The sequence below is a fragment of the Subtercola boreus genome (assembly GCF_003399645.1).
Lineage (GTDB): Bacteria > Actinomycetota > Actinomycetes > Actinomycetales > Microbacteriaceae > Subtercola > Subtercola boreus_A.
This window is the reverse complement of the sequence record NZ_NBXD01000002.1, coordinates 129834-150288: the sequence shown is the minus strand read 5'-3', so window position 1 is coordinate 150288 and position 20455 is coordinate 129834. Positions and strand designations below refer to the sequence as shown.

Annotated in this window: 18 protein-coding genes, 1 tRNA gene and 1 pseudogene; 12 read left to right on the top strand and 8 right to left on the bottom strand. The window is 68.0% G+C overall.

The genetic code is table 11. The features are described 5' to 3' along the window. Positions 1-77 precede the first annotated feature (77 nt). Complete coding sequence (locus tag B7R24_RS00840) at positions 78-1409, top strand: MATE family efflux transporter (protein ID WP_116417084.1); 1332 nt, start codon at positions 78-80, stop codon at positions 1407-1409. 149 nt (positions 1410-1558) lie between these two features. Here the strand turns inward: B7R24_RS00840 and B7R24_RS00835 are convergent, their stop codons facing one another. From B7R24_RS00835 to B7R24_RS00830, 3 genes are all read right to left on the bottom strand, one after another. After that, the gene (locus B7R24_RS00835) at positions 1559-2383 is read right to left on the bottom strand and encodes an MBL fold metallo-hydrolase (RefSeq protein ID WP_116417083.1); all 825 of its coding nucleotides are present in this window, start codon (positions 2381-2383) and stop codon (positions 1559-1561) included. A 62-nt stretch (positions 2384-2445) separates the two neighbouring features. Next, positions 2446-2604 carry a hypothetical protein gene (locus tag B7R24_RS17465; RefSeq protein ID WP_172582649.1) on the bottom strand — a complete coding sequence of 53 codons (159 nt, stop codon included), beginning with the start codon at positions 2602-2604 and terminating at the stop codon, positions 2446-2448. Positions 2605-2819: 215 nt separating this feature from the next. Further along, complete coding sequence (locus tag B7R24_RS00830; RefSeq protein ID WP_253259185.1) at positions 2820-3920, bottom strand: LacI family DNA-binding transcriptional regulator; 1101 nt, start codon at positions 3918-3920, stop codon at positions 2820-2822. A gap of 101 nt (positions 3921-4021) precedes the next feature. On the opposite strand from B7R24_RS00830, the gene B7R24_RS00820 reads away from it, so the two are divergent. Both B7R24_RS00820 and nucS read left to right on the top strand, forming a co-directional pair. Next, on the top strand, positions 4022-5377 hold the full coding sequence (locus B7R24_RS00820; protein ID WP_216363582.1) for an MFS transporter: 1356 nt from the start codon (positions 4022-4024) through the stop codon (positions 5375-5377). A gap of 21 nt (positions 5378-5398) precedes the next feature. Continuing rightward, positions 5399-6094, top strand: a complete 696-nt coding sequence (gene nucS, locus B7R24_RS00815; RefSeq protein WP_116417081.1) for an endonuclease NucS — start codon at positions 5399-5401, stop codon at positions 6092-6094. Here nucS and B7R24_RS00810 read toward each other — a convergent pair. Then, positions 6086-6466: a hypothetical protein gene (locus B7R24_RS00810; RefSeq protein WP_116417080.1), complete on the bottom strand. Its 381-nt coding sequence runs from the start codon at positions 6464-6466 to the stop codon at positions 6086-6088. The genes nucS and B7R24_RS00810 overlap by 9 nt on opposite strands. Before the next feature lie 23 nt (positions 6467-6489). Beyond that, positions 6490-7740, bottom strand: a complete 1251-nt coding sequence (locus tag B7R24_RS00805) for an SLC13 family permease (RefSeq protein WP_253259184.1) — start codon at positions 7738-7740, stop codon at positions 6490-6492. A gap of 78 nt (positions 7741-7818) precedes the next feature. Between B7R24_RS00805 and B7R24_RS00800 the strand changes: the two genes are divergently transcribed. After that, positions 7819-8496 carry an HAD hydrolase-like protein gene (locus tag B7R24_RS00800; protein WP_116417079.1) on the top strand — a complete coding sequence of 226 codons (678 nt, stop codon included), beginning with the start codon at positions 7819-7821 and terminating at the stop codon, positions 8494-8496. Positions 8497-8739: 243 nt separating this feature from the next. Then, complete coding sequence (locus B7R24_RS00795; protein WP_116417078.1) at positions 8740-9408, top strand: peroxiredoxin-like family protein; 669 nt, start codon at positions 8740-8742, stop codon at positions 9406-9408. A 21-nt stretch (positions 9409-9429) separates the two neighbouring features. Here B7R24_RS00795 and B7R24_RS00790 read toward each other — a convergent pair whose 3' ends face one another. Both B7R24_RS00790 and B7R24_RS00785 read right to left on the bottom strand, forming a co-directional pair. Next, a complete protein-coding gene (locus B7R24_RS00790; RefSeq protein WP_116417077.1) occupies positions 9430-9732 on the bottom strand; it encodes a helix-turn-helix domain-containing protein in 303 nt (100 codons plus the stop codon). Positions 9733-9916: 184 nt separating this feature from the next. Continuing rightward, positions 9917-10000, bottom strand: a tRNA-Leu gene (locus B7R24_RS00785). A gap of 198 nt (positions 10001-10198) precedes the next feature. Here B7R24_RS00785 and B7R24_RS18495 point away from each other — a divergent pair. The 7 genes and pseudogenes from B7R24_RS18495 to pknB form a co-directional block, all read left to right on the top strand. Beyond that, positions 10199-10867: pseudogene (locus tag B7R24_RS18495) on the top strand (FhaA domain-containing protein); the annotation flags it as partial. A gap of 359 nt (positions 10868-11226) precedes the next feature. Beyond that, positions 11227-11889, top strand: a complete 663-nt coding sequence (locus tag B7R24_RS00775; protein WP_116417075.1) for an FHA domain-containing protein FhaB/FipA — start codon at positions 11227-11229, stop codon at positions 11887-11889. A 12-nt stretch (positions 11890-11901) separates the two neighbouring features. Beyond that, entirely contained in the window at positions 11902-13149 is a 1248-nt protein-coding gene (locus B7R24_RS00770) for a Stp1/IreP family PP2C-type Ser/Thr phosphatase (RefSeq protein ID WP_116417074.1), read from the top strand. Positions 13150-13177: 28 nt separating this feature from the next. Continuing rightward, positions 13178-14548: an FtsW/RodA/SpoVE family cell cycle protein gene (locus tag B7R24_RS00765; protein WP_253259183.1), complete on the top strand. Its 1371-nt coding sequence runs from the start codon at positions 13178-13180 to the stop codon at positions 14546-14548. Between the two features lie 4 nt (positions 14549-14552). Then, positions 14553-16007 carry a penicillin-binding transpeptidase domain-containing protein gene (locus B7R24_RS00760; protein WP_116417073.1) on the top strand — a complete coding sequence of 485 codons (1455 nt, stop codon included), beginning with the start codon at positions 14553-14555 and terminating at the stop codon, positions 16005-16007. Beyond that, positions 16004-17836, top strand: a complete 1833-nt coding sequence (locus B7R24_RS00755; RefSeq protein WP_116417072.1) for a serine/threonine-protein kinase — start codon at positions 16004-16006, stop codon at positions 17834-17836. The genes B7R24_RS00760 and B7R24_RS00755 overlap by 4 nt, the downstream gene beginning before the upstream one ends. Positions 17837-17942: 106 nt before the next feature. Continuing rightward, the gene (pknB, locus tag B7R24_RS00750) at positions 17943-19712 is read left to right on the top strand and encodes a Stk1 family PASTA domain-containing Ser/Thr kinase (protein WP_116417071.1); all 1770 of its coding nucleotides are present in this window, start codon (positions 17943-17945) and stop codon (positions 19710-19712) included. Here pknB and B7R24_RS00745 read toward each other — a convergent pair. Beyond that, positions 19709-20347, bottom strand: coding sequence for an anthranilate synthase component II (locus B7R24_RS00745; protein WP_116417070.1), 639 nt, complete (start codon positions 20345-20347; stop codon positions 19709-19711). The two genes, pknB and B7R24_RS00745, sit on opposite strands and share 4 nt — an antisense overlap. Between the last annotated feature and the right edge of the window lie 108 nt (positions 20348-20455).

Genomic DNA, 20455 nt, shown 5'->3' with positions numbered 1-20455 from the left:
ACTCGGCAGAGCGGGGGCTCCGCGCATCCGAAGACCCCGTTGCACCGGGTGTCGGCGGTGATGGCTACGTTTGGTGGATGCCCGTTCCGAGCCTCGACCGCGACATCCTGGGTCTCGCCGTGCCCGCGCTCGGCGCCCTCGTGGCCGAGCCTCTGTTCCTGCTCACCGACACGGCTCTCATCGGTCACCTGGGGGAGGTACCGCTGGCGGCCCTCTCCATCGCGAGCGCAATCGTGCAGACGGTCATCGGGCTGTTGATCTTCCTCGCATACGCGACGACCCCCGCGGTGGCCCGGCGCCTGGGGGCCGGCGACCGCACGGGGGCCATCCGGGCCGGTGTCGACGGGCTCTGGCTCGCGCTGGGCCTCGGTGTGGTCGTGGTTCTGCTCGGCCTCCTCTTCGCGCGGCCCGTCGTCGGCCTGTTCACCGCCGATACTGCCGTGGCATCGGATGCCGTCACCTACCTCACCGTCTCGCTGGCCGGTCTGCCCGCCATGCTGCTGGTCATCGCGGCGACCGGGCTGCTGCGAGGCCTGCAGGACACCCGAACTCCGCTCGTGGTCGCGGTCGCCGGCTTCGCCGCGAATGCGGGCCTGAACGCGCTGTTCATCTACGGATTCGGGTGGGGAATCGCCGGCTCCGCGGCCGGAACGGTCATCGCGCAGTGGGGGATGGCAGCGGTCTACCTCGTCATCGCTGTGCGAGCGGCCCGGGCCAGTGGCGCGAGCCTCCGACCGGGCCTCGACGGAGTGGGGTCGGCCGCAGCATCCGGAGCCTGGCTGTTCGTTCGCACGGTGAGCCTCCGGGCAGCCATCCTCGCCACGGTCGCCGTCGCAGCGACGCTCGGCGTCGTCGAACTCGGCGCCTTCCAGATCGCGCTGACGCTGTTCACGACGCTGGCGTTCATTCTCGACGCTCTGGCGATCGCCGGGCAGGCGATGGTGGGCCACGGTCTCGGCTCCGGCGATGTCGCGCGGGTGAGGGAGGTCACGCGGCGGCTCGTGCTCTGGGGGCTGGCCGCGGGTGCCGTGCTCGGAGGGCTCCTGGCGCTGGTCGCCGCGCTGGGACTTCTGGGGCCTGTCTTCACATCGAGCAGCGAGGTGCAGCGGGCCCTCGGGGTGACGGCGCTGGCGATGGCGGCGGGCATCCCGCTCGCGGGATACGTCTTCGTGCTCGACGGGGTGCTGATCGGGGCGGGCGACGCGCGCTACCTGGCGATCAGCGGGCTCGTGAACCTGGCGGTCTACGCTCCGCTGCTCGGACTCGCAGTGGTGCTGGCGCCGGGTGGCGATGCGGCGCTGGTGTGGTTGTGGGCGGCGTTCGGGTACGGGTACATCGGCGCGCGTGCGCTGACGCTGGGGCTTCGGGCGCGCACGGAGCGCTGGATGATCGCCGGGGCGCCCGCGTAGCGCCGGCGTCGGCGCACCGCTGGTCGGCGGCGGGGCGGAGTCGCTGGCGGTCGGGTCGCTGGCGGGGCGAAGGCGTCGGCGGGGCGGGGTCGCTGGCGGACGGGGCATGTACGCGTGTCGCCGCACAGTGGGCCCCATAGGGTGCCGGTTCAGACGGCGAAGGTCGCGCCGGGTGTCGCCACCTGCACGGTCCCCTCGAAGGTGGTGCGCGCGCGTTCGACGGCGGCTGACGCCTCGAGGCCCTGAGCGAGGTGCGTGAGGATGAGGGTTTCGACGCCGGCTTCGGTCGCCTGGCGCCCGGCGTCTTCGGGCGTGCAGTGCACGTACTCGTCGTCCGGCGCCACAGAGTACCCGACCTCGCAGAGCAGCGTCGACGACTCCTCCGCCAGCTCGACGAGCGAGATACAGGGCGCCGTGTCGCCGGAGTACGTGAACCCGCTGCGCGGGGCAGCGCTGGCGGTGGTGGCGCCGCGAACGGTCAGCCCGAACGCCGGCACGCCGTGCGACACCGGACCCCACGCGAGTCCGAGCTCTCCGACCACCGCTTCGCCCCAGCCGTGCAACTCGACGAACTCGAACACCGTCAGAAGTCCCGCGAGCGAGCCCGGACCGAGAAAATCGGCCAGCCGCTCCGCAAGACCCTCGGGGCCGAACACCCGCACGCGCCGGGCCAGCCCCGACCCGCCGACACCGCCGGCGGCGGCGTCAGCCGCCCCCTCAACCCCGAACCTCAGCGCATACGAGGCCACGAGGAGGTCGGACGTGTGGTCTGCATGCCGGTGCGAGACGAACACCGCGTCGAGTTCATCGAGGGCGATGTGCCGCTGCAGCTCGGCGAGAGTGCCCGAACCGGCGTCGATCCAGAGGGCGGTCGGGCGGGCATCCGGAGCCGCCGCCGACCGCAACAGGTATCCCGAGCAGGCGTTGCCGGGCACGGGGAAGGGGTTGGCTGTTCCGAGAACGGTGAGAAGCATGCACCCATCCTGCCGTGCGCGCTTCTCCCAGGCCTCTGCGCACGGTCTGAATGCGCGTTGACCTAACGCTTCGCAGGTATGCAGATGGGCCCGGTCGTGCCGTGGGCGCTGCAGGTGAAGGCATTCGCCGCGCCCGCACCAGACGCAGAGATGGCTGCGGTGAGGGCGAGCGTGGTGGCAACGACGACGGCTTTGCGTGCAAACGAGTGATTGATCTTCACGGAGGTCTCTTTCGGGTTGGTTCTTCACCAGCGCACGAACTCAGTCACGATGTGTGACGGCGACCCGCTGGCCTGTCACAGACAGAGAGTCGTTGTGAGCCGCACTATTACGTCACTCTGCAGAATCGATGAGAAAAAAGTCAGAGTTGACGCCTCCGCGCCGCGTCGGTGGGGCGGGAGATCAGTGGCACTGCGGCATCAACGGGTCGCCGTCATCAGCGGTGCGGCGGCCCGGAGGTCGTGCCGATGTGCAGGTCGCAGGTGAAGGCGACGTCGGGCGGGTGCTCGCCCGCCAGCAGCTCGGTCACCGCACGCCCGGCGGCACGGCCTTTCTCGGTCGCGGGCTGAACCATGGTCGTCAGGTCGTGGTCGCTGAGGCCCTCGATACGGGCACCGTCGAAACCGACCACAGTCAGGTCGGCGGGCACGCGGAGGCCGAGCGACTCCGCCGCGCGGATGACCCCCACGGCGAGCAGGTCGCTCTGTGCCATGATCGCGGTGGGGCGCCCCGAGCCGCCGCCCGCCCCGAGCACCCTCAACCCAGCCGCATACCCCTCGTCGCTCGACGAGTTCGCCGCCACGAACCCGCCCAGCGCGGGATACACCTCACGCGCACCGGCCAGCCGGTCGATACTCACCGCCGTCGTGGCCCCGGCGACGACCGACGCATCGAGTTCCAGCAGCTCCCGCCGGGCATCCATCGGCAGGGTCACGGTGGCAACTGCACGGTGCCCAAGACCGTGCAGGTGCGCTGCCAGGCGAGCGGATGCCTCGCGATTGTCGAGCGCGACGCTCAAAACCCCGTCGAATGGTTGGCCCTCGATCGCGACCATCGGGATGTTGCGCTGCCGCATCACCTCGATCGACCGCCGGAGGTGAGGGCTGCAGCCGAGAAAGACGGCGGCATCGAAGACCGCGCTCTGGATTGTCGACTCCCCGACACCGGTCGACGTGAGCAGCAGCATCCCGCCGTGCTCCGCATCGAGTTCCTGCGAGATTCCGTCGAGCACTGCGATCGTCATGGGATCTCGGAAGGAGTGCAGCACACGATCCTCCAGCACCACGCCCACGATGCCCGACCGACCCTGCCGCAGGGAGCGTGCGCGCGGATCGGGCCCGAAGTACCGCAGCTCATCGGCCGCCCGCAGCACGCGCGAGCGCGTCGCCTCGGAGATGGAGCCGACGCCACTGAACGCGATGGACGCGGTGGAACCCGAAACCCCGGCACGTTTCGCAACGTCTGCGAGGGTCGGCCGAGCCTGGCCCGCCTTCGTCACCACGTCGCCGTCGACATGAGGTTGATTGTCTGCACCCACATCCCATAGCCTAGTCATGGGCCGATCGAATCGATTCGATAGCGGCCCTCCCGCACCGCATTCCCCCTGAACCCACAGCATCAGAGCCCCGAGGAACCCCCATGCCGAAGCCCGCCGACTTCACCGCACCGGCCGCCGACGCAACCCCGGGCACAGCCGACGCAACCCCGGACACCGCCGAAACACCCCGGGGCACAGCCGAAACACCCCGGGGCACAGCCGACGCAACCCAGGGCGCCGTCGCGAAGCTCTCGAGCACCCCCGGCCTCCGCGCCTGGCGAAACGCGATCTTCGTCGTCTTCACTCTCAGCGGTCTGGCGATCGCAACCTGGGTCTCCCGTCTTCCTGCCGTTCGCGATGACCTGCGCCTCGACACCTCTCAGGTGGGCCTGCTCATCCTCGGCCTCTCCGGCGGCGCGGTGATCGGCCTCATCGCCTCCCAGCAGCTGCTCTCCCACCTCGGCCCGCGTCGGGGCATTGCGTTCAGCATGGCCCTCGTCGCTGTCGGCATCGCCGGCGTCGGGGTCACGGCGACCTTCTTCCCCGAGCTCGCGCTGGGCATGATCTTCCTCGCCATCCTCGGCTTCGGCAACGGCGCCGCCGACGTCATGATCAACGTCGAGGGCGCCGCGGTCGAACGCGCCGTCGGACGAACGCTCCTCCCCCTCATGCACGCCTTCTTCAGCTTCGGCACGGTGGCGGGCGCAGGGATCGGCGCGGCCGCCTCGGCCCTCGACATCCCCGTCGCCTGGCACCTCGGGGTGATGGCCGTGCTGATCGCGGTGACCGGGGTCGTCATCGTGAGGTACATCCCCGAGCACATCGATGCGAAAGCGGCGGTCGATACTCCCCAGGCCCCCCTGGCGGTGCGGATGCGGGAGAACCTCTCGGTCTGGGCCGACACCCGCCTGCTGTTGATCGGCCTCATCATGCTCGGGATGGCGTTCGCCGAGGGTTCGGCGAACGACTGGTTGGCCATCGCCACGGTCGACGGGCATCACCAGAGCAACACGACCGGCGCCCTCGTCTTCGGCGTCTTCGTCGCGGCAATGACGCTCGGCCGCGTAGCCGGCGGGCCCCTCCTCGACCGTTTCGGGCGCGTGCCGATCCTCCGCTGGTCGGCGCTTTTCGGCGCGATCGGCCTGCTCGGTTTCATCCTCGCGCCGAGCTTCTGGATGGCTGTGGTCGGAGCTGTGCTGTGGGGCCTCGGCGCCTCGCTCGGATTCCCCGTGGGCATGTCTGCGGCCGCAGACGACCCCGTGAAGGCCACCGCGCGCGTCAGCGCCGTCGCGATGATCGGCTATCTCGCGTTTCTCGCGGGACCGCCCCTGCTCGGCTTTCTCGGTCAGCAGTTCGGCATCCTGAACGCCCTCTACGTGATTCTGGCGCTGCTCATCCTCGCCGCGCTGGCCTCCCCCGCCGCCCGCGAGCGTTCGGGGCGCTTCGTTCGGCCCTGAACCCACGCCTAAACTCGGGGGGTGCGTCTTGTCATAGCCCGATGCGCCGTCGACTACGCCGGTCGACTGAGCGCTCACCTGCCCCTCGCGACCCGCCTGTTGATGCTGAAGAACGACGGCAGCATCCTCGTGCACAGCGACGGCGGCTCCTACAAGCCCCTCAACTGGATGAGCCCGCCGTGCACGCTCCAAATTCTGGAGCCAGACGACGAGCAGCGGGATGCCGGTATCACCCAGCTCTGGAAGGTCACCCATGCGAAGACGGCTGATCTTCTCGTGGTGTCGATCCACGAGGTGTTCTCCGATGCGTCGCACGATCTCGGAGTCGATCCCGGTCTGGTGAAGGACGGAGTGGAAGCCCATCTCCAGAAGCTGCTGGCCGAGCAGATCGAGTTGCTGGGCGAGGGCCACGTGCTGGTACGTCGCGAATACATGACCGCGATCGGGCCGGTCGACATCCTCGCCCGAGATGCGAAGGGGGCCGCGGTCGCGGTCGAGCTGAAACGCCGCGGAGACATCGACGGGGTCGAACAGCTGACGCGGTACCTCGAACTAATGAACCGCGATCCGCACCTCGCTCCCGTGACCGGAATCTTCGCGGCCCAGGAGATCAAGCCGCAGGCCCGAACGCTCGCGCACGACCGCGGCATCCGTACCCTGCTGCTCGACTACGACGCCATGCGCGGCCTCGACGACAGCGAGAGCAGGCTATTCTGAGTCGCCACTGCCGCCCGCTGGCGCCGTTCGCGCCGCCCGGATCTTTTCGGCCGTCAGCATGAGTCTGCCCTGCAGGTCGCGAAACGCCCGGTTGAAGGCATCAACGGTCTCACTTCGGTTTCTGTCGGCGTCGACGGGATCGATGTAGTAGTCCGAGAAACCTCCCATGCCGCCCCAGCCCCAGAAGAACTGCTCCGGCTCGATGGAGCCTGTGCGCAAACCGACCGCCCACCGGGTGAGGAATTGCCGCCACGCTTCGTCCCCCTGGCTGGCCAGAAGCCCGCAGAGCTCCTCCGCGAGGCGATCGAGGTCGGTGAGGTCGGCGAGGTCTGCACGATCGTCGAGTTCAGCTATGCCGTCGTCGAGGTCCATCGCATCACATTAGCGAACAATGCTCACATCTGGGGCGCACCGGCGCTCAGCCAGAGCGCCAGTACAGCGAGCGGCACCGTCACCACGACCGCCACCAGCCCGGCAAACACGAAGCGGCCCCAGCGGATCGACACGCCCTGCGCGGTGACCTTCTCGTGCCACAGCAGGGTCGCGAGTGACGCCCACGGTGTGACGAGCGGGCCGAGGTTCACCCCGATCAGCAGCGCGACGAGCCTCACCGGCGATCCCGCCGCGGGCTCCAGCACCAGATAGGCGGGCAGGTTGTTGATGCCGTTCGCCGAGACGACGCCGAGCCCTGCGAGCTGCAGCAGGGCCGCGAACGACGATCCCGAGCCCGCAACCGCCGACACGGCCGCGCCCAGCCCGTGCACCTGCAGAGCCTCCACCAGCACGAACAACCCCGACGCGATGGCGACGGGCGACCACGGTACGAGCCCCACACCGAGCCCCACACCGAGCGCCGCCGGTCGCCGCCATGCGAACGCGATCACCAGGACCACCGCTCCGGCCGCTGCCGGAATCCACACCGGAATCCCCGAGACCAACAGCGGCAGCAGCACCACGACGACGACGGCCGACACCACGAGCAAGGGCCGGTCGACGACGGATGCCCGTTCCGGCACCCTGTACGTTCCGCGAAGCTGCCGGCGGAACAGCAGCGACAGCAGAATCACGGGTACGACGATGCCCACGAGGGCGGGAGCCCACACCAGCGACGCGAACCCCAGCGGGCTCGTCAGATCGATGGTCGCAGCATCCGGAGCCACACTCGCGAGCTCTGTCGCGGCCAACAGGTTGGTCAGATTCGAAATGGGCAGCAGCAGTGACGCCGTGTTCGCGAGCCAGACCGTGGCGAGCGCGAACGGCACGGGCGGCAGCCCGGCGTCGAGCGCCAGCAGCACGACGACCGGTGTCACGAGCACGGCGGTCGTGTCCAGCGAGAGGAAGATCGTACTCAGGGTGGCCAGCACGATGACGAAGAGCCAGAGCATCCACACCCGGCGTCGACCCCACCGGGCCAGCCAGCCCGAAACGACGGAGAAGAGGCCCGCCTCGGCCGCGAGTTCCGTGACGATGGTGATGCCCACCACAAACCCCAGCACCGGAACGACCCGGTCGGCGAGCGCGAGCGAGTCGGCGAGGGGCAGGATGCCCGTCAGCACCACGACCGCCGCGACGACAACGAGCACCAGCGTCAGGATGACCGCGGTGGAGGGTCGCTTGCGCGGTGCGTCGACGGAGCCGGTGTTCACGATGAGCCGATCCTATGTGCCAACGGGGCGGGCGCCAAGGCGAGCTCCGCTCACAGCCGCGCCCTAGGATTGTCGGTGATGACTACCCCAGCCCCGTCACCCCAGAAACCGTGGTCGTGCATCCTCTTCGACCTCGACGGAACGATCACCGACTCGGCCCCGGGCATCATCGGCCGACTCTCGCGAACGCTCATCGCCCTGGGTCGCCCGGTGCCGCTGCCCGCCGAGCTGGTGCACTTCGTGGGGCCCCCCATTCTCGAGGGATTCGAGCTCGTCGCGGGCATGAACCAGACCGAGGCCACCGAAGCGCTCGGTATCTACCGCGCGCTGGCGGCCAGCGAGGGACCGCAGGACGACGCGGTCACGTTCCCGGGCATGGTCGGGCTGGTGAGGTTCCTGCACAAGGCCGGGGTTCCCCTGGCCATCACCACCTCGAAGTCCGAGGTGCAGGCACACCGCATCCTCGAGCACCTCCGCCTCGAAGAGGCCTTCGTGGTCATCACGGGGTCGAGCGAAGACGAGAGCCGAAGCGCCAAGGGCGACGTGATCGCTGAGGCCCTGGTGCGGCTGCGTGAAGCCGGAGTCGACCTGTCTAACCTGGTGCTCGTGGGCGACCGCATTCACGATATGGAGGGAGCGGCCGAGCACGGCATCCCGCCCATCATGGTGGAGTGGGGCTACGGCTCGCCCGCTGAGGCGGCCGGCGCCATCGCGGTCGTGCACTCGGTCGACCAGCTCCGCTCCCTCCTGGTCTGACCGCCGCCGCTCTGGTCTGAGCCCCGCCCTGGTCTGACCGCCGCTCTGGTCTGACCGCCGCCGCTCGGGTCTGAGCCCCGCCCGCGCGGCCGCATTTTGCGCAAAAGCACCCAAGCCCGCACGTTTGCGTGCTTTTCCGCACAGCGGGCGGCGTGGGGGGGGTGCCGGATGCGCCCGGCGCGCTCATGACGAGTTGTTACGTCGCCGGGTGGCCTGCACAGTGCACCGACGTACTCTCGACCCATGTCAACCGCACCCGCCACCATCGCCGCACAGGTCACCGACTTCAATGAGGGCTTCACAGCCCAGATCGGCCCGGAACTCTCCTCCGTCTTCGCCGACGAACAGGTCGCCCTCAACGACGCCGGCACCCCGGACCACGCTGTGAAGATCGGCGACACGGTACCCGACGCCGACCTCCAGACCCCCGATGGAGACAGTGTCACGCTCACCGCAGCCCTCGCCGGTCGACCGGCGGTGATCGTCTTCTACCGCGGAGCCTGGTGCCCCTACTGCAACCTGACCCTCAAGACCTACCAGCGTGACCTGCTCCCGGCCCTGACCCAGAAGGGTGTCGCCCTCATCGCGATCAGCCCGCAGACTCCCGACGGGTCCCGGGCGGCGGTCGAGGGCGGTGAGCTCGAGTTCACCGTTCTCTCCGACGCCTCCAACGTGCTCGTGCGCCAGCTGGGAATCCTCACCGAGCCTTCTGCCGATGCCCGCAGGGCCCACACCGCGCTGGGTTTCGATGTGGCAGACAGCAACGCCGACGCGACCGGCGACATCCCGTTCCCCACCGTGCTGATCGTCGACGCTGACCGCACCGTGGGCTTCGCCGACGTGCACGTCGACTACACGACCCGCACCGAGGTCGAGACCATCCTCGACGCTCTGCCGGGCATCCTGGGCTGACGGATGCGCTGAGCCTGCGGCTCAGCCCTGGCGGCGCTTCTGCTCCCGGATCAGGTCGGCGGCGGTGAACTTGTGCGTGCGACCCGGAATCATGTCGGCGGTCAGACCTGTGACCCATTCGCCGGGGTCGGCGTTCATCGAACCCGCGATCGCCACGATGGTGGACAGGCTGGGGTTGGTCTGGCCCCGCTCGATCTTGCCCACGTTCGTGACGTGCATCTCGGCAAGCTCGGCAACGTCTTCCTGGCTCAGGCCGAGACGCAGTCGGGTCTCGCGCATGCGCTCACCGACGATTCTCGCCGCTTCGGAGTGGGGTTCGGCCATACCTCATGACTACCTGCCCGCATTCTGCGCAACCAGAGCCTGAATCACTGGTGATTCTGCACCTGATGACTCTGAACCTCATAGGAAGATGCAGTTCAGCAGCACAGCACGGCGGTCTTGTGCGGCCTGCCCATGAAAAATCCCCGCATCACCTGACTCTGCATGTGATGCGGTGATCTGTCTGTGCGCGAAGGGGGACTTGAACCCCCACGTCCTTACGAACACACGGACCTGAACCGTGCGCGTCTACCAATTCCGCCACTCGCGCCAACTCAGCGAGGTTAGCACCTAATGCCCTGATCCCGAAAACGACGCCCGCCCGGAACCTCTCCTCCACAGGTGCGAAAGACCGGTGAAGATGTGCACATCGACCCTTTGCCGCCCATGGCAAGTAACATCTGTCATAGCATTCATGCCGACGCCTTGTGCCAGACCCACTGTCTGACACACCAAATATGGGAGACGTGTGGGAATACTGGACAACTTCGAGAAGGGTCTCGAGCGCGCAGTGAACGGCGCATTCGCGAAGACCTTTCGCTCGGGGCTGCAACCGGTTGAGATCAGCTCCGCACTGAAGAGAGAGCTCGACACCAAGGCGGCCGTGGTCTCGCGCGACCGCATTCTCGTTCCCAACAGCTTTCGCGTGCTGGTGGGCACGAGCGATTTCGCGCGCATGAAGAGCCTCGGGCCGACCCTGGTCGACGAGCTCACCCAGGTCGTGCAGAAGCACGCTGCCGCCCAGAGCTTCCAGTTCGCGGGCAGTGTCAGTGTGACGCTCGTCGAGCAACCGCGCCTGAGCGCGGGCCTGCTCGAGATCGAGAGCTCGACCATCCAGCGCGACGTCACCTGGAGCCCGGTGCTCGACGTCGCGGGCAAGCGCTACCCCATCACCCGCGCGCGAACCGTGATCGGCCGCGGCCGCGAGGCCGACATCACGGTCGAAGACACCGGTATCTCGCGCAAGCACATCGAGATCCTGTGGGACGGCAAGAGGGCCGAGGTGCACGACCTCGACTCGACGAACGGCTCCCAGCTGAACGGGCAGGCGATCACCCGCTCGGTGGTCGAGCCCGACTCCGTCATCCAGATCGGTCGAACCCGTGTCGTGTTCCGGGTTCTGGCACAGGCGGCCGACGCGCCGGCCTTCGCTGAGGCAAAACCCGCTCCGGATGCTGCGGCCGCCCCCGCCCGGCGCGAATCCGCCGCGCCGGCGGCGGCCCCCGAAGCCGCACCCCGACCCTCCGAACAGCCGGCTGCGCCGCTCCCCGCCGCACAGTCGGCTGCGCCGCCCCCCGCCGCAGAGACCGCTGCGGCGGCTCCGCGCAAGTCCTTCCCCTCCGCCGACCCGCCCCGGCGCGCCAAGCGCGCTCCGCTCAAACCGAAACCCGCCGCCGACGAAGCGGCGATCCGCGCCGAGAAGCCCGCCTTTCCCCTCGACGAACCGGCGCCAGACGATCGCCAGCCTCCCGAGCCCGGCGCGTTCCGGTGGAATCTATGAGCGAACTCACCCTCCTGGTCCTGCGATTCGGTTTTCTCGCACTGCTCTGGGTCTTCGTCTTCGTGATCGTCTACGCCATGCGCTCCGACCTTTTCGGCCAGCGTGTGCGCAAGATGCGCGACCCGTCGGGTACAGCTGCCGCTGGAGCTGCGGGCAGCTCCTCGGCGCCGCCCGCAGCCGCTGTCGGAGCAGCAGCCCCCGCCCAGGCCGCTCCCGCGGTGCAGGGGGTCGTCGTCGGGGCAGCGGCCAGCGCGACCCGGCTGCCCGAACCCTCGCACCCGCCCACACCGGCACCGCAGTCGAAGGTTCCGGTGTTCACGCCCCTCGAGGGCTCGAGTGCGGGTGTGCATCCGCGAGCCACCACCAGCAACGCCCACAAACTGGTCATCACCTCTGGCACCAAGTCGGGCACCGAGATCGAGCTGGGCGTCGAACCGCTGACCATCGGTCGCTCCACCGACTCGAGCGTCGTCATTCGCGATGACTACACCTCCACCCATCACGCCCGTCTCCTGAACTGGAACAACGAGTGGGTCATCCAGGACCTCGACTCGACGAACGGCACCTACCTCGACGGCAAGCGCATCACCCAGCCCGCTCCCGTACCCCTGAACACCCCGGTCAGAATTGGTTCGACCAGTTTTGAACTGCGGCGCTAGGCGGAACACGACATGGCGTTGGTCACAGAGAGCGCGGCGGTCTCGCACGTCGGCCGAGTGCGCTCGAACAACCAGGACAGCGGGTACGCCGGCCAGTCGTTGTTCGCCGTCGCCGACGGGATGGGTGGCCATGCCGGCGGAGACGTGGCGAGCGCCCTCGCGCTGAACAAACTCCTCGAGATCGACGGCGAGTACAGTTCTGCCGTCGATGCCGAGTTCGCGCTGCAGGAGGCGATCGTGAGCGCCAACGCCATTCTCGCCGAAGCGGTGTACGAACATCCGGAGCTCACCGGAATGGGCACGACGCTCTCCGCCCTCGTGCGGGTCGGCCACAGCGTCGCCCTGGCGCACATCGGAGACTCACGCATCTACCGGTTTCGCGACAGCAAGCTCACGCAGATCACCACCGACCACACCTTTGTGCAGCGCCTGGTCGACAACGGTCGCATCACTGCCGAAGAAGCCAAGGTGCATCCGCGCCGCTCGGTGCTGATGCGCGTGCTGGGCGACGTCGATTCCACGCCGGATGTCGACCTCCAGGTGATGGACACCCGCCCGGGCGACCGCTGGCTGCTCTGCTCCGACGGGCTGACCGGTGTGGTCGAGAACGACGACATCGCCCAGACGCTCGCCGAGCATCCGTCGCCCCAGGAGGTCGCCGACCTGCTCGTCAAGACAAGCCTCGACCACGGTGCACCCGACAACGTCACGGTCGTGGTCGTCGACATCAGCGAGTCGTTCACCGGCAGCACCTACATCGCCCAGACCGTCGGCGCGGCATCCCGGCCGATCGCCTTCGGTGGCGCACAGGGGCGCAAGGCGACACGGATGCCCGGGCTCCGCCTGCACCCGAGGGCGGCGGGTTCCACCGAGCCCTCGCACTTCGAGGCGCAGAGCGACGACTACCTCGACGAGTTGATCGACGAAGACCGTCGCCGCAGCCGCCGTCGCAAGCTGACCTGGCTCGCCGGCAGCATCGTCGTGGCGATCGCCATCGCCCTCTCGCTGCTGCTGGCCTACCAGTGGACCCAGACCCGGTACTTCGTCGGCCAGACGAACGGCCACGTGGCCATCTACCAGGGCGTTCAGCAGACCATCGGCCCGGTCTCCCTGTCACACGTCTACGAAGACACCGGCATCAGTGTCAGCCAGCTTCCGGCCTACATGCAGACCCAGGTGGAGAACACGATCAGCGCCGACTCCATCGACGCGGCGAAGACGACGGTGGAGAACATCGCCGCCACGGTGCCGGGTGGTTAGCGGCGGGCCCGGTGTGGCGGATTCCCCGGTGACGACGAGTGCGGCCGACAGGCCGGTTCGGCGCATCCATGTGCCCGAGAAACTCAGGAACCTCGAGATCTTCCTCCTGTTCTTCTCGTGCCTGATCAGCGCGGGCGCCGTCGTCATGGTGCAGCTGGGGGCCACCGGTGCCGTCGACTACAACCAGGTCGCGCTGCTCGGCGCCGGGCTGACCGTACTGGTCGTCGGCGCCCACATCGCGCTGCGGTTCGTCGCGCCGAACGCCGATCCATTCATCCTGCCCATTGCGACACTGCTGAACGGGATCGGTATCGCCGAGATCTATCGCATCGACCTGCAGGTGCCCGGCAACGTGGGCTGGGAGAGCACGGCCGTGCGGCAGGTGGTGTGGAGCGCGATCGCGATCGTTGCAGCCCTCGTGGTGATCATCGCGCTGCGAAACCACCGTGTGCTGCAGCGCTACACCTATGTCTTCATGGCGATCTCGGGCCTTCTGCTGCTGCTTCCCCTCCTCCCCGGCATCGGCAAGGAGGTCTATGGCGCACGAGTCTGGATCGGCGTCGGACCACTGTCGTTCCAGCCGGGCGAGGTCGCGAAGATCGCACTCGCCATCTTCTTCGCGGGCTATCTCGTCTCGAGGCGCGACAGCCTCTCGGCGGTCGGTCGCAAGTTCCTCGGCATGCGGTTCCCCCGGGCGCGCGACCTCGGCCCCATCCTGGTCATCTGGGCGGCCTCGATGTCGGTCATCATCTTCCAGCGCGACCTCGGTACGGCGCTGCTCTACTTCGGCCTGTTCGTCGTGATGATCTACGTGGCGACCGCCCGGCTCAGCTGGGTCGTTCTGGGAGTCGGTCTCTTCCTCGGGGGCGCACTCGTCGCGAGCCAGGTGCTCGTCTACGTGAATGATCGGTTCTCGAACTGGCTGAACCCCTTCGACCCGACCAACTACGACGCCGACGGCGGCAGCTACCAGCTCGTGCAGGGTCTCTTCGGCCTGGCCAATGGCGGGCTGATCGGCACCGGCCTCGGACAGGGCCAACCGAGCATCACCCCCCTCGCCCAAAGCGACTACATCGTCGCGAGTCTCGGCGAAGAGCTCGGTATGGCCGGCCTCTTCGCCATCCTCGCCCTGTACCTGCTGTTCATCGCCCGCGGGCTCCGCATCAGCTTCGCCGGCAACGACGACTTCGGTCGGCTGCTCGGCATCGGTCTCACGTTCGTCATCGCCCTGCAGTGCTTCATCGTCATCGGAGGGGTCACCAGGGTCATCCCGCTCACCGGCCTGACCACGCCGTTCCTCGCGGCCGGCGGGTCGTCGCTGGTCGCGAACTGGATCATCGTCGCCCTGCTGCTGAGACTCTCCGATACCGTGCGCAACCAGCCAAGACTGGTGGTCTAGACCGATGAACCGTGAACTGAAGCGCGTGACGATCGTCATTCTGGCGATGTTCGCCGCCCTCTTCCTCTCTGTCACCACCATCCAGTTCTTCTCGGCGGATGCGCTGGCCAATGATTCGCGCAACGCGCGCACCATCAACAACAGCTACTCCAAGGAGCGCGGGGCGATCCTCGTCGCGGGGCAGCCGATCGCGCAGAGCGTGCCGTCGTCGGATCAGTACAAGTACCAGCGCACCTACACGAACGGGCCGCTCTACAGCGCCATCACGGGCTACTTCACTCTCGACCAGGGCTCGAGCGGTATCGAGAGCGCGCTGAACGACGAGCTCAGCGGCACGTCGGGCTCGCAGTTCCTCAGCCAGCTGAACAGCATCGTCACCGGCCAGAACCCGCAGGGCGCGTCCGTCGAACTCACCATCGACCCCGCGGTGCAGCAGGCCGCCTACGACGCGCTCGGCGACCAGACTGGCGCGGTCATCGCTGTCGAGCCGAAGACCGGGCGCATCCTGGCGATGGTGTCCAAGCCCGACTACGACCCGAATGCCCTCGCCGCGCACGACACCGACCAGGTCATCCAGCAGTACAACGCTCTCATCAACGACTCCGGCAATCCTCTGATCAACCGCACGCTGGACGGCAACCTCGACCCGCCCGGTTCGACGTTCAAGATCGTCACTTCGTCTGCTGCCCTGCAGAACGCCGGACTCACCGAAGATCACCAACTGCCCAATCCCGCCCGGTACCTCCTGCCCGAGAGTGATCGAACGGTGCAGAATGCGGGGGGCGGCACCTGCGGTCCCGGCGACACGGTCAGTATCAAGGTCGCCTTCGTGCTGTCGTGCAACATCCCGATGGCCGAGCTCGGCGTCGAGATCGGCGACAAGGCACTGACCGACATGGCGGCGTCCTACGGGTACAACGCCGGGTTCGACTCCCCCATCCCCGTCCAGGCGAGCCAGTTCCCGCCCATCACCGACGACGCCACCCTCGCGCTGTCGTCGTTCGGCCAGGCCAGCGTGCGGTCCTCGCCCATGCAGATCGTCGAACAGTCGATGGCTGTGGCTAACGGCGGAACGGTGATGCAGCCGACCCTCGTCGACGATGTCAGGGCACCCGATCTGACCGTGCTGCAGCAGTTCGAAGCGAAGAAGCTGACCGAACCGATCACTTCTATAACAGCTTCGACTCTTTCGTCGTGGATGGTCGAGGCGGTCAATTCGGGCGCGGCGACTAATGCAAGAATAGATGGAGTCAGAGTGGCCGGTAAGACGGGAACTGCGGAGAACGGGGCGGGCGATCCGTACACCCTCTGGTTCACAGGTTTCGCTCCTGCAGACAACCCTCAGGTTGCCGTTGCAGTAGTGGTACAAAATGGCGGCGGACTAGGCGAATCCGGTTCAGGCAACGAGGTTGCTGCACCGATCGCCAAAAAAGTACTTGAGGCGGTGCTGAATAAATGAGACCCACAGCAGGGCTCACCTTCGGGGGAAGGTACGAGCTGTCCACGCGCATCGCGATCGGTGGAATGGGAGAGGTCTGGCAGGCGACCGACCTGGTCATCGGCCGCAACGTCGCGATCAAGATCCTGAAAGACGAGTACCTGGGCGACCCGGGCTTCCTCGAGCGGTTTCGCGCCGAGGCACGGCACGCTGCGCTCGTCAACCACGAGGGCATCGCCAATGTCTTCGACTACGGAGAGGAAGAGGGCAGCGCCTACCTCGTCATGGAGCTCGTTCCGGGCGAAGCCCTCTCGGTCATCCTCGAGCGGGAGCACGTGCTCTCGACCGACCGCGTGCTCGACATCATGGCGCAGACCGCATCCGCCCTGCAGGCCGCGCACAACGCGGGCCTCGTGCACCGCGACATCAAGCCGGGCAACCTGCTCATCACGCCCGACGGCCGGGTCAAGATCACCGACTTCGGTATCGCCCGCATCGCCGACCAGGTTCCGCTCACCGCCACCGGCCAGGTCATGGGCACCGTGCAGTACCTCTCGCCCGAGCAGGCCAGCGGCCAGTCGGCCTCCTCGACCACCGACATCTACTCGCTCGGCATCGTCGCCTACGAGTGCCTCGCGGGCAAGCGCCCCTTCAGCGGTGAGTCGCAGGTGGCCATCGCCATGGCCCAGATCAACGACGCGCCCCCGCCCCTGCCGGTGACCATCGCCGAACCTGTTCGCAACCTCGTTCTCTCGTGCATCGCCAAGAAGCCCGTCGACCGTCCGGCCTCCACAGCGGCGCTCGCACGCGCGGCGACCGCCCTGCGCCAGGGCGACATCGCTCTGGCGGCCGCAGCCGTTCCGGCGATCCTCGGCGGCGGGCAGGCCCCCGCCGACACAGCGACGGTACTCATGCCGACCGCGGGCGTCGGCGTCGATCCCACCGCCGCGACGACCGTGCTCGGTGCCCGTGGTGCCGCGGGTGCCGCCGGTGCGGGGGCCGCGTTCGGCTCGCTCATCGGGCAGAACACCGCCAGCGGGGCGTCGCTGAACGGCCCCTCGACGGCGTCCCTCAGCGCCGCCGGTCTCGATCAGGGCGAGGTCGAGAAAAAACGCAGCCCGTGGTTCTGGCCGCTCATCGTTCTGATCATCATTCTGGCCCTCGTTCTCGCGGGAACCGTCTACGCCCTCACGACGACCGCGAACAGCACCCCCGCCCCCGCCACCACCGCGGCCGCCGCGAGCACGGCTCCACCCAGCACTCCACCGCCCACGACGCCCACTCCCACGCAGACCCCGAACACGGTCGTCGTGACAGAGGGCGACCTGAAGGGCAAGAAGTTCGACGATGCCGCGAAGATCCTGCAGGGCCAGGGCCTGGCCGCAGAGCGGGTCACCAAGAACGCCGCCCCGAGCACCGATCTGGTCGACGTGGTCTACTCCGTGTCACCGGTCGGCAACATCACCAAGGGAACCACCATCAGCCTGACGGTCTACGGCGACACCGTCGCCCCGCCGGCACCCACCTCCACCCCGACGTCGACCCCGAAGACCGTGGCAGCAGGAGCCGAGTTCCGACTCTCGTGGGGCGCGTACAGCTGCCCGTCGGGTACTAATCTCACGAGCTATGACCTCGACCCGGGCGGCGCCACGGTGAACGTGCAGCCGGGAACGTCACCGGCCGCAGCCCTCACCGCACCGGAGACACCAGGGCAGATCAACATCTCGTACAAAGTGACCTGCACGGCGACCGGTGCGTCGAGCGGGCTGCAGTCTGCCTCGTCTCCCGCGCTGACGCTCGACATCTCCGCCCCGGTCACGATCACCCCTACCCCGACACCGACCAAGTAGCCCCACACCGAGAGCCTGCAGCCGGGCATCCGGAACAGCCCCCAACCCCGTCCGCCACCTTGACCCCCCGCACTGGCACGAAGCCAGCCGACCATGGAGCCACACCGTGACCGATGACAATCGCCTTCTCGCCGGGCGATACCGCATCGGTGACATCATCGGTCGCGGCGGGATGTCGAACGTCTACGTCGGCCGCGACGAACGGCTGGGGCGCCCGGTGGCGATCAAACTGCTGAAGTCGTCGCTGGCCGGTGACCCCATCTTTCGCACCCGTTTCCGCCAGGAGGCGCAGGCTGTGTCGCGCATGGCGCATCCGACCATCGTGCGGGTGTTCGATGCCGGCGAGGAGCGCGTCGCCGAGGCCGGGGGCAGCGAAGAGATCGTGCCGTTCATCGTCATGGAGTACGTGCAGGGCATCCTGCTCAAAGATCTGATCAGGCAGGGCCCGGTCGACCCGGCCGAGGCCGTTCGTATCACCGACGGCATCCTGACCGCCCTCGAGTACTCGCACCGTGCCGGGGTCGTTCACCGCGACATCAAGCCGGGCAACATCATGCTCACCAATTCCGGCCAGGTGAAGGTGATGGACTTCGGCATCGCCCGCGCGATCTCCGACTCTTCGGCGACTGTCGCGCAGACCACCGCCATCCTCGGAACGGCCCAGTACTTCTCACCGGAGCAGGCCCGCGGCGAGTCTGTCGATGCGCGCACCGACCTCTACTCCACGGGCATCGTGCTGTTCGAGCTCCTCACCGGGCGGGCGCCGTTCCGGGGAGAGACTCCGGTAGCCGTCGCGTACCAGCACGTCAGCGAAGCCCCTGTGGCGCCGAGTTCGATCAACCAGAAGGTCTCTCCCGCGCTCGACCAGGTCGTCGCACACGCCCTGGCGAAAGACCGGTTCGCTCGCTTCCAGAGCGCTGCCGACTTCAAGGTCGACCTGCAGATCGCCGGCGCGGGCAAGATCCCGTCGAAGCGTCTGCCCGCCGAAGACTTCCAGGCCTCCCTGTTCGGCGCCCCGCCGACACTGACGGGAGGGTCGGATGCCGCACTCACCCAGCTCGCCGGTGGGGACGACTACGCCGTGCGCACCCAGTCGCGGCCACCCGTCATCTGGATCTGGGCCGGCATCGCCAGCGTGGCCGTCATCCTCATCGCCATTCTGTTCTGGGTCTTCTCCCTGCGCGAGACCAACATCATCCCTGAGGCCTCGCGCATCATCCCGGCGACCACGGGGCAGACCTACGACGCCGCGAACGCGACGCTTCAGCAACTCGACCTCCTGACCCAGCGGTTCGACGTGAACGATCCGACGGTGCCCCTGGGCCAGGTCATCCGTACAGACCCGGTCGCGCTGACCGTGGTGCAGCCGAAAACGACGGTCAGCGTCTACGTCTCTCTCGGGCCGAAGCCTGTCGCGATGCCGAGCGTCGCCGGCAGTACGGTCGCGGCGGCGACACCCACGATCACCGCGCTGGGGCTCCTCATCGGCGCGACGTCGAAGGAGAACTCGGCCTCCGTTCCCGCCGATGTCATCATCAGCACGGCACCGACCGCGGGTGCCCAGAGCTTCGCCGGATCGACGGTGACGTTCGTGGTGTCGAACGGGCTCGTCACCGTTCCGAACGTCGTCAACATGCCGCTCGAGTCGGCCCAGCGGGCGCTTCAGCCCACGAACTTCGCCATCGCGGCCGAACTCGACCCCTCGTGTGCGTCGAACGACGACAACATCGTCACCAACCAGTCGATCCCGGCCGGAGACGCTCCCCAGGGCTCGCGGATCGTGCTGCGGTACTGCACCGGACCGAGCAGCGGCGGTACGCCCGGCCCGGCACCGACAGCGACGCCGACAGCGACAGCCACGCCGACAGCGGGCTAACCGACCCGAACGAGCGGGCTGAGCCCGTCGGCCGCGTGCTGCGCCGACTCGAGACCGGCGGCCGTGAGCCAGTTGGCGAGCATCCGGTAGCCCCCCTCGGTGAGCACCGACTCCGGGTGGAACTGCACCCCGAAGACCGGCTCGGTCGAGTGCCGCAGCCCCATGATGACGCCTCCCTGGGTGCGCGAGGTCACCACGAGCGAATCGGGCACCGTGCCGTCGACGACCGCGAGCGAGTGGTACCGGGTGGCGGTGAAGTTCTGGTTCACCCCGTCGTAGAAGGCGCTGCCGTCGTGCACGATGACCGAGGTCTTGCCGTGCATGAGTTCTTCGGCGTTCGTGACCGTGGCTCCCATCGCCTCGGCGATCGCCTGGTGCCCGAGGCACACGCCGAGCAGGGGTGTCGCCGACTCGACCGCGGCATGCACGACGGCGACCGAGACCCCGGCCTCGGAGGGTTTGCCCGGCCCCGGGGAGATCAGCACCGCGTCGTACTGTTCGATCGCGGCCGCAGCGTCTTCACCGGAGAAGGCGTCGTTGCGCACGACCGTGGTCTCGGCACCGAGCTGGTGCAGGTACCCGTTCAGCGTGTAGACGAAGCTGTCGTAGTTGTCGATGACGAGCACATGGGTCATGGATCAACCGTAACCGGTTGGCTCGGGGTCAACACCCCGTCGACCCAGGGAAACACCCACGTCGACAGAACGAACAGCAGAGCCGCCACCAGAACGACCAGCATCAGG

Bases quoted from the DNA above. Each gene is read 5' to 3' on its own strand.
- B7R24_RS00745 (WP_116417070.1), bottom strand. From the start codon at position 20,347: ATGACCCATGTGCTCGTCATCGACAACTACGACAGCTTCGTCTACACG.
- B7R24_RS00820 (WP_216363582.1), top strand. From the start codon at position 4,022: ATGCCGAAGCCCGCCGACTTCACCGCACCGGCCGCCGACGCAACCCCG.
- B7R24_RS00810 (WP_116417080.1), bottom strand. From the start codon at position 6,466: ATGGACCTCGACGACGGCATAGCTGAACTCGACGATCGTGCAGACCTC.
- B7R24_RS00840 (WP_116417084.1), top strand. From the start codon at position 78: ATGCCCGTTCCGAGCCTCGACCGCGACATCCTGGGTCTCGCCGTGCCC.
- B7R24_RS00775 (WP_116417075.1), top strand. From the start codon at position 11,227: ATGAGCGAACTCACCCTCCTGGTCCTGCGATTCGGTTTTCTCGCACTG.
- B7R24_RS00795 (WP_116417078.1), top strand. From the start codon at position 8,740: ATGTCAACCGCACCCGCCACCATCGCCGCACAGGTCACCGACTTCAAT.
- B7R24_RS00800 (WP_116417079.1), top strand. From the start codon at position 7,819: ATGACTACCCCAGCCCCGTCACCCCAGAAACCGTGGTCGTGCATCCTC.
- B7R24_RS00770 (WP_116417074.1), top strand. From the start codon at position 11,902: ATGGCGTTGGTCACAGAGAGCGCGGCGGTCTCGCACGTCGGCCGAGTG.
- B7R24_RS00760 (WP_116417073.1), top strand. From the start codon at position 14,553: ATGAACCGTGAACTGAAGCGCGTGACGATCGTCATTCTGGCGATGTTC.
- B7R24_RS00755 (WP_116417072.1), top strand. From the start codon at position 16,004: ATGAGACCCACAGCAGGGCTCACCTTCGGGGGAAGGTACGAGCTGTCC.
- B7R24_RS00790 (WP_116417077.1), bottom strand. From the start codon at position 9,732: ATGGCCGAACCCCACTCCGAAGCGGCGAGAATCGTCGGTGAGCGCATG.
- B7R24_RS00835 (WP_116417083.1), bottom strand. From the start codon at position 2,383: ATGCTTCTCACCGTTCTCGGAACAGCCAACCCCTTCCCCGTGCCCGGC.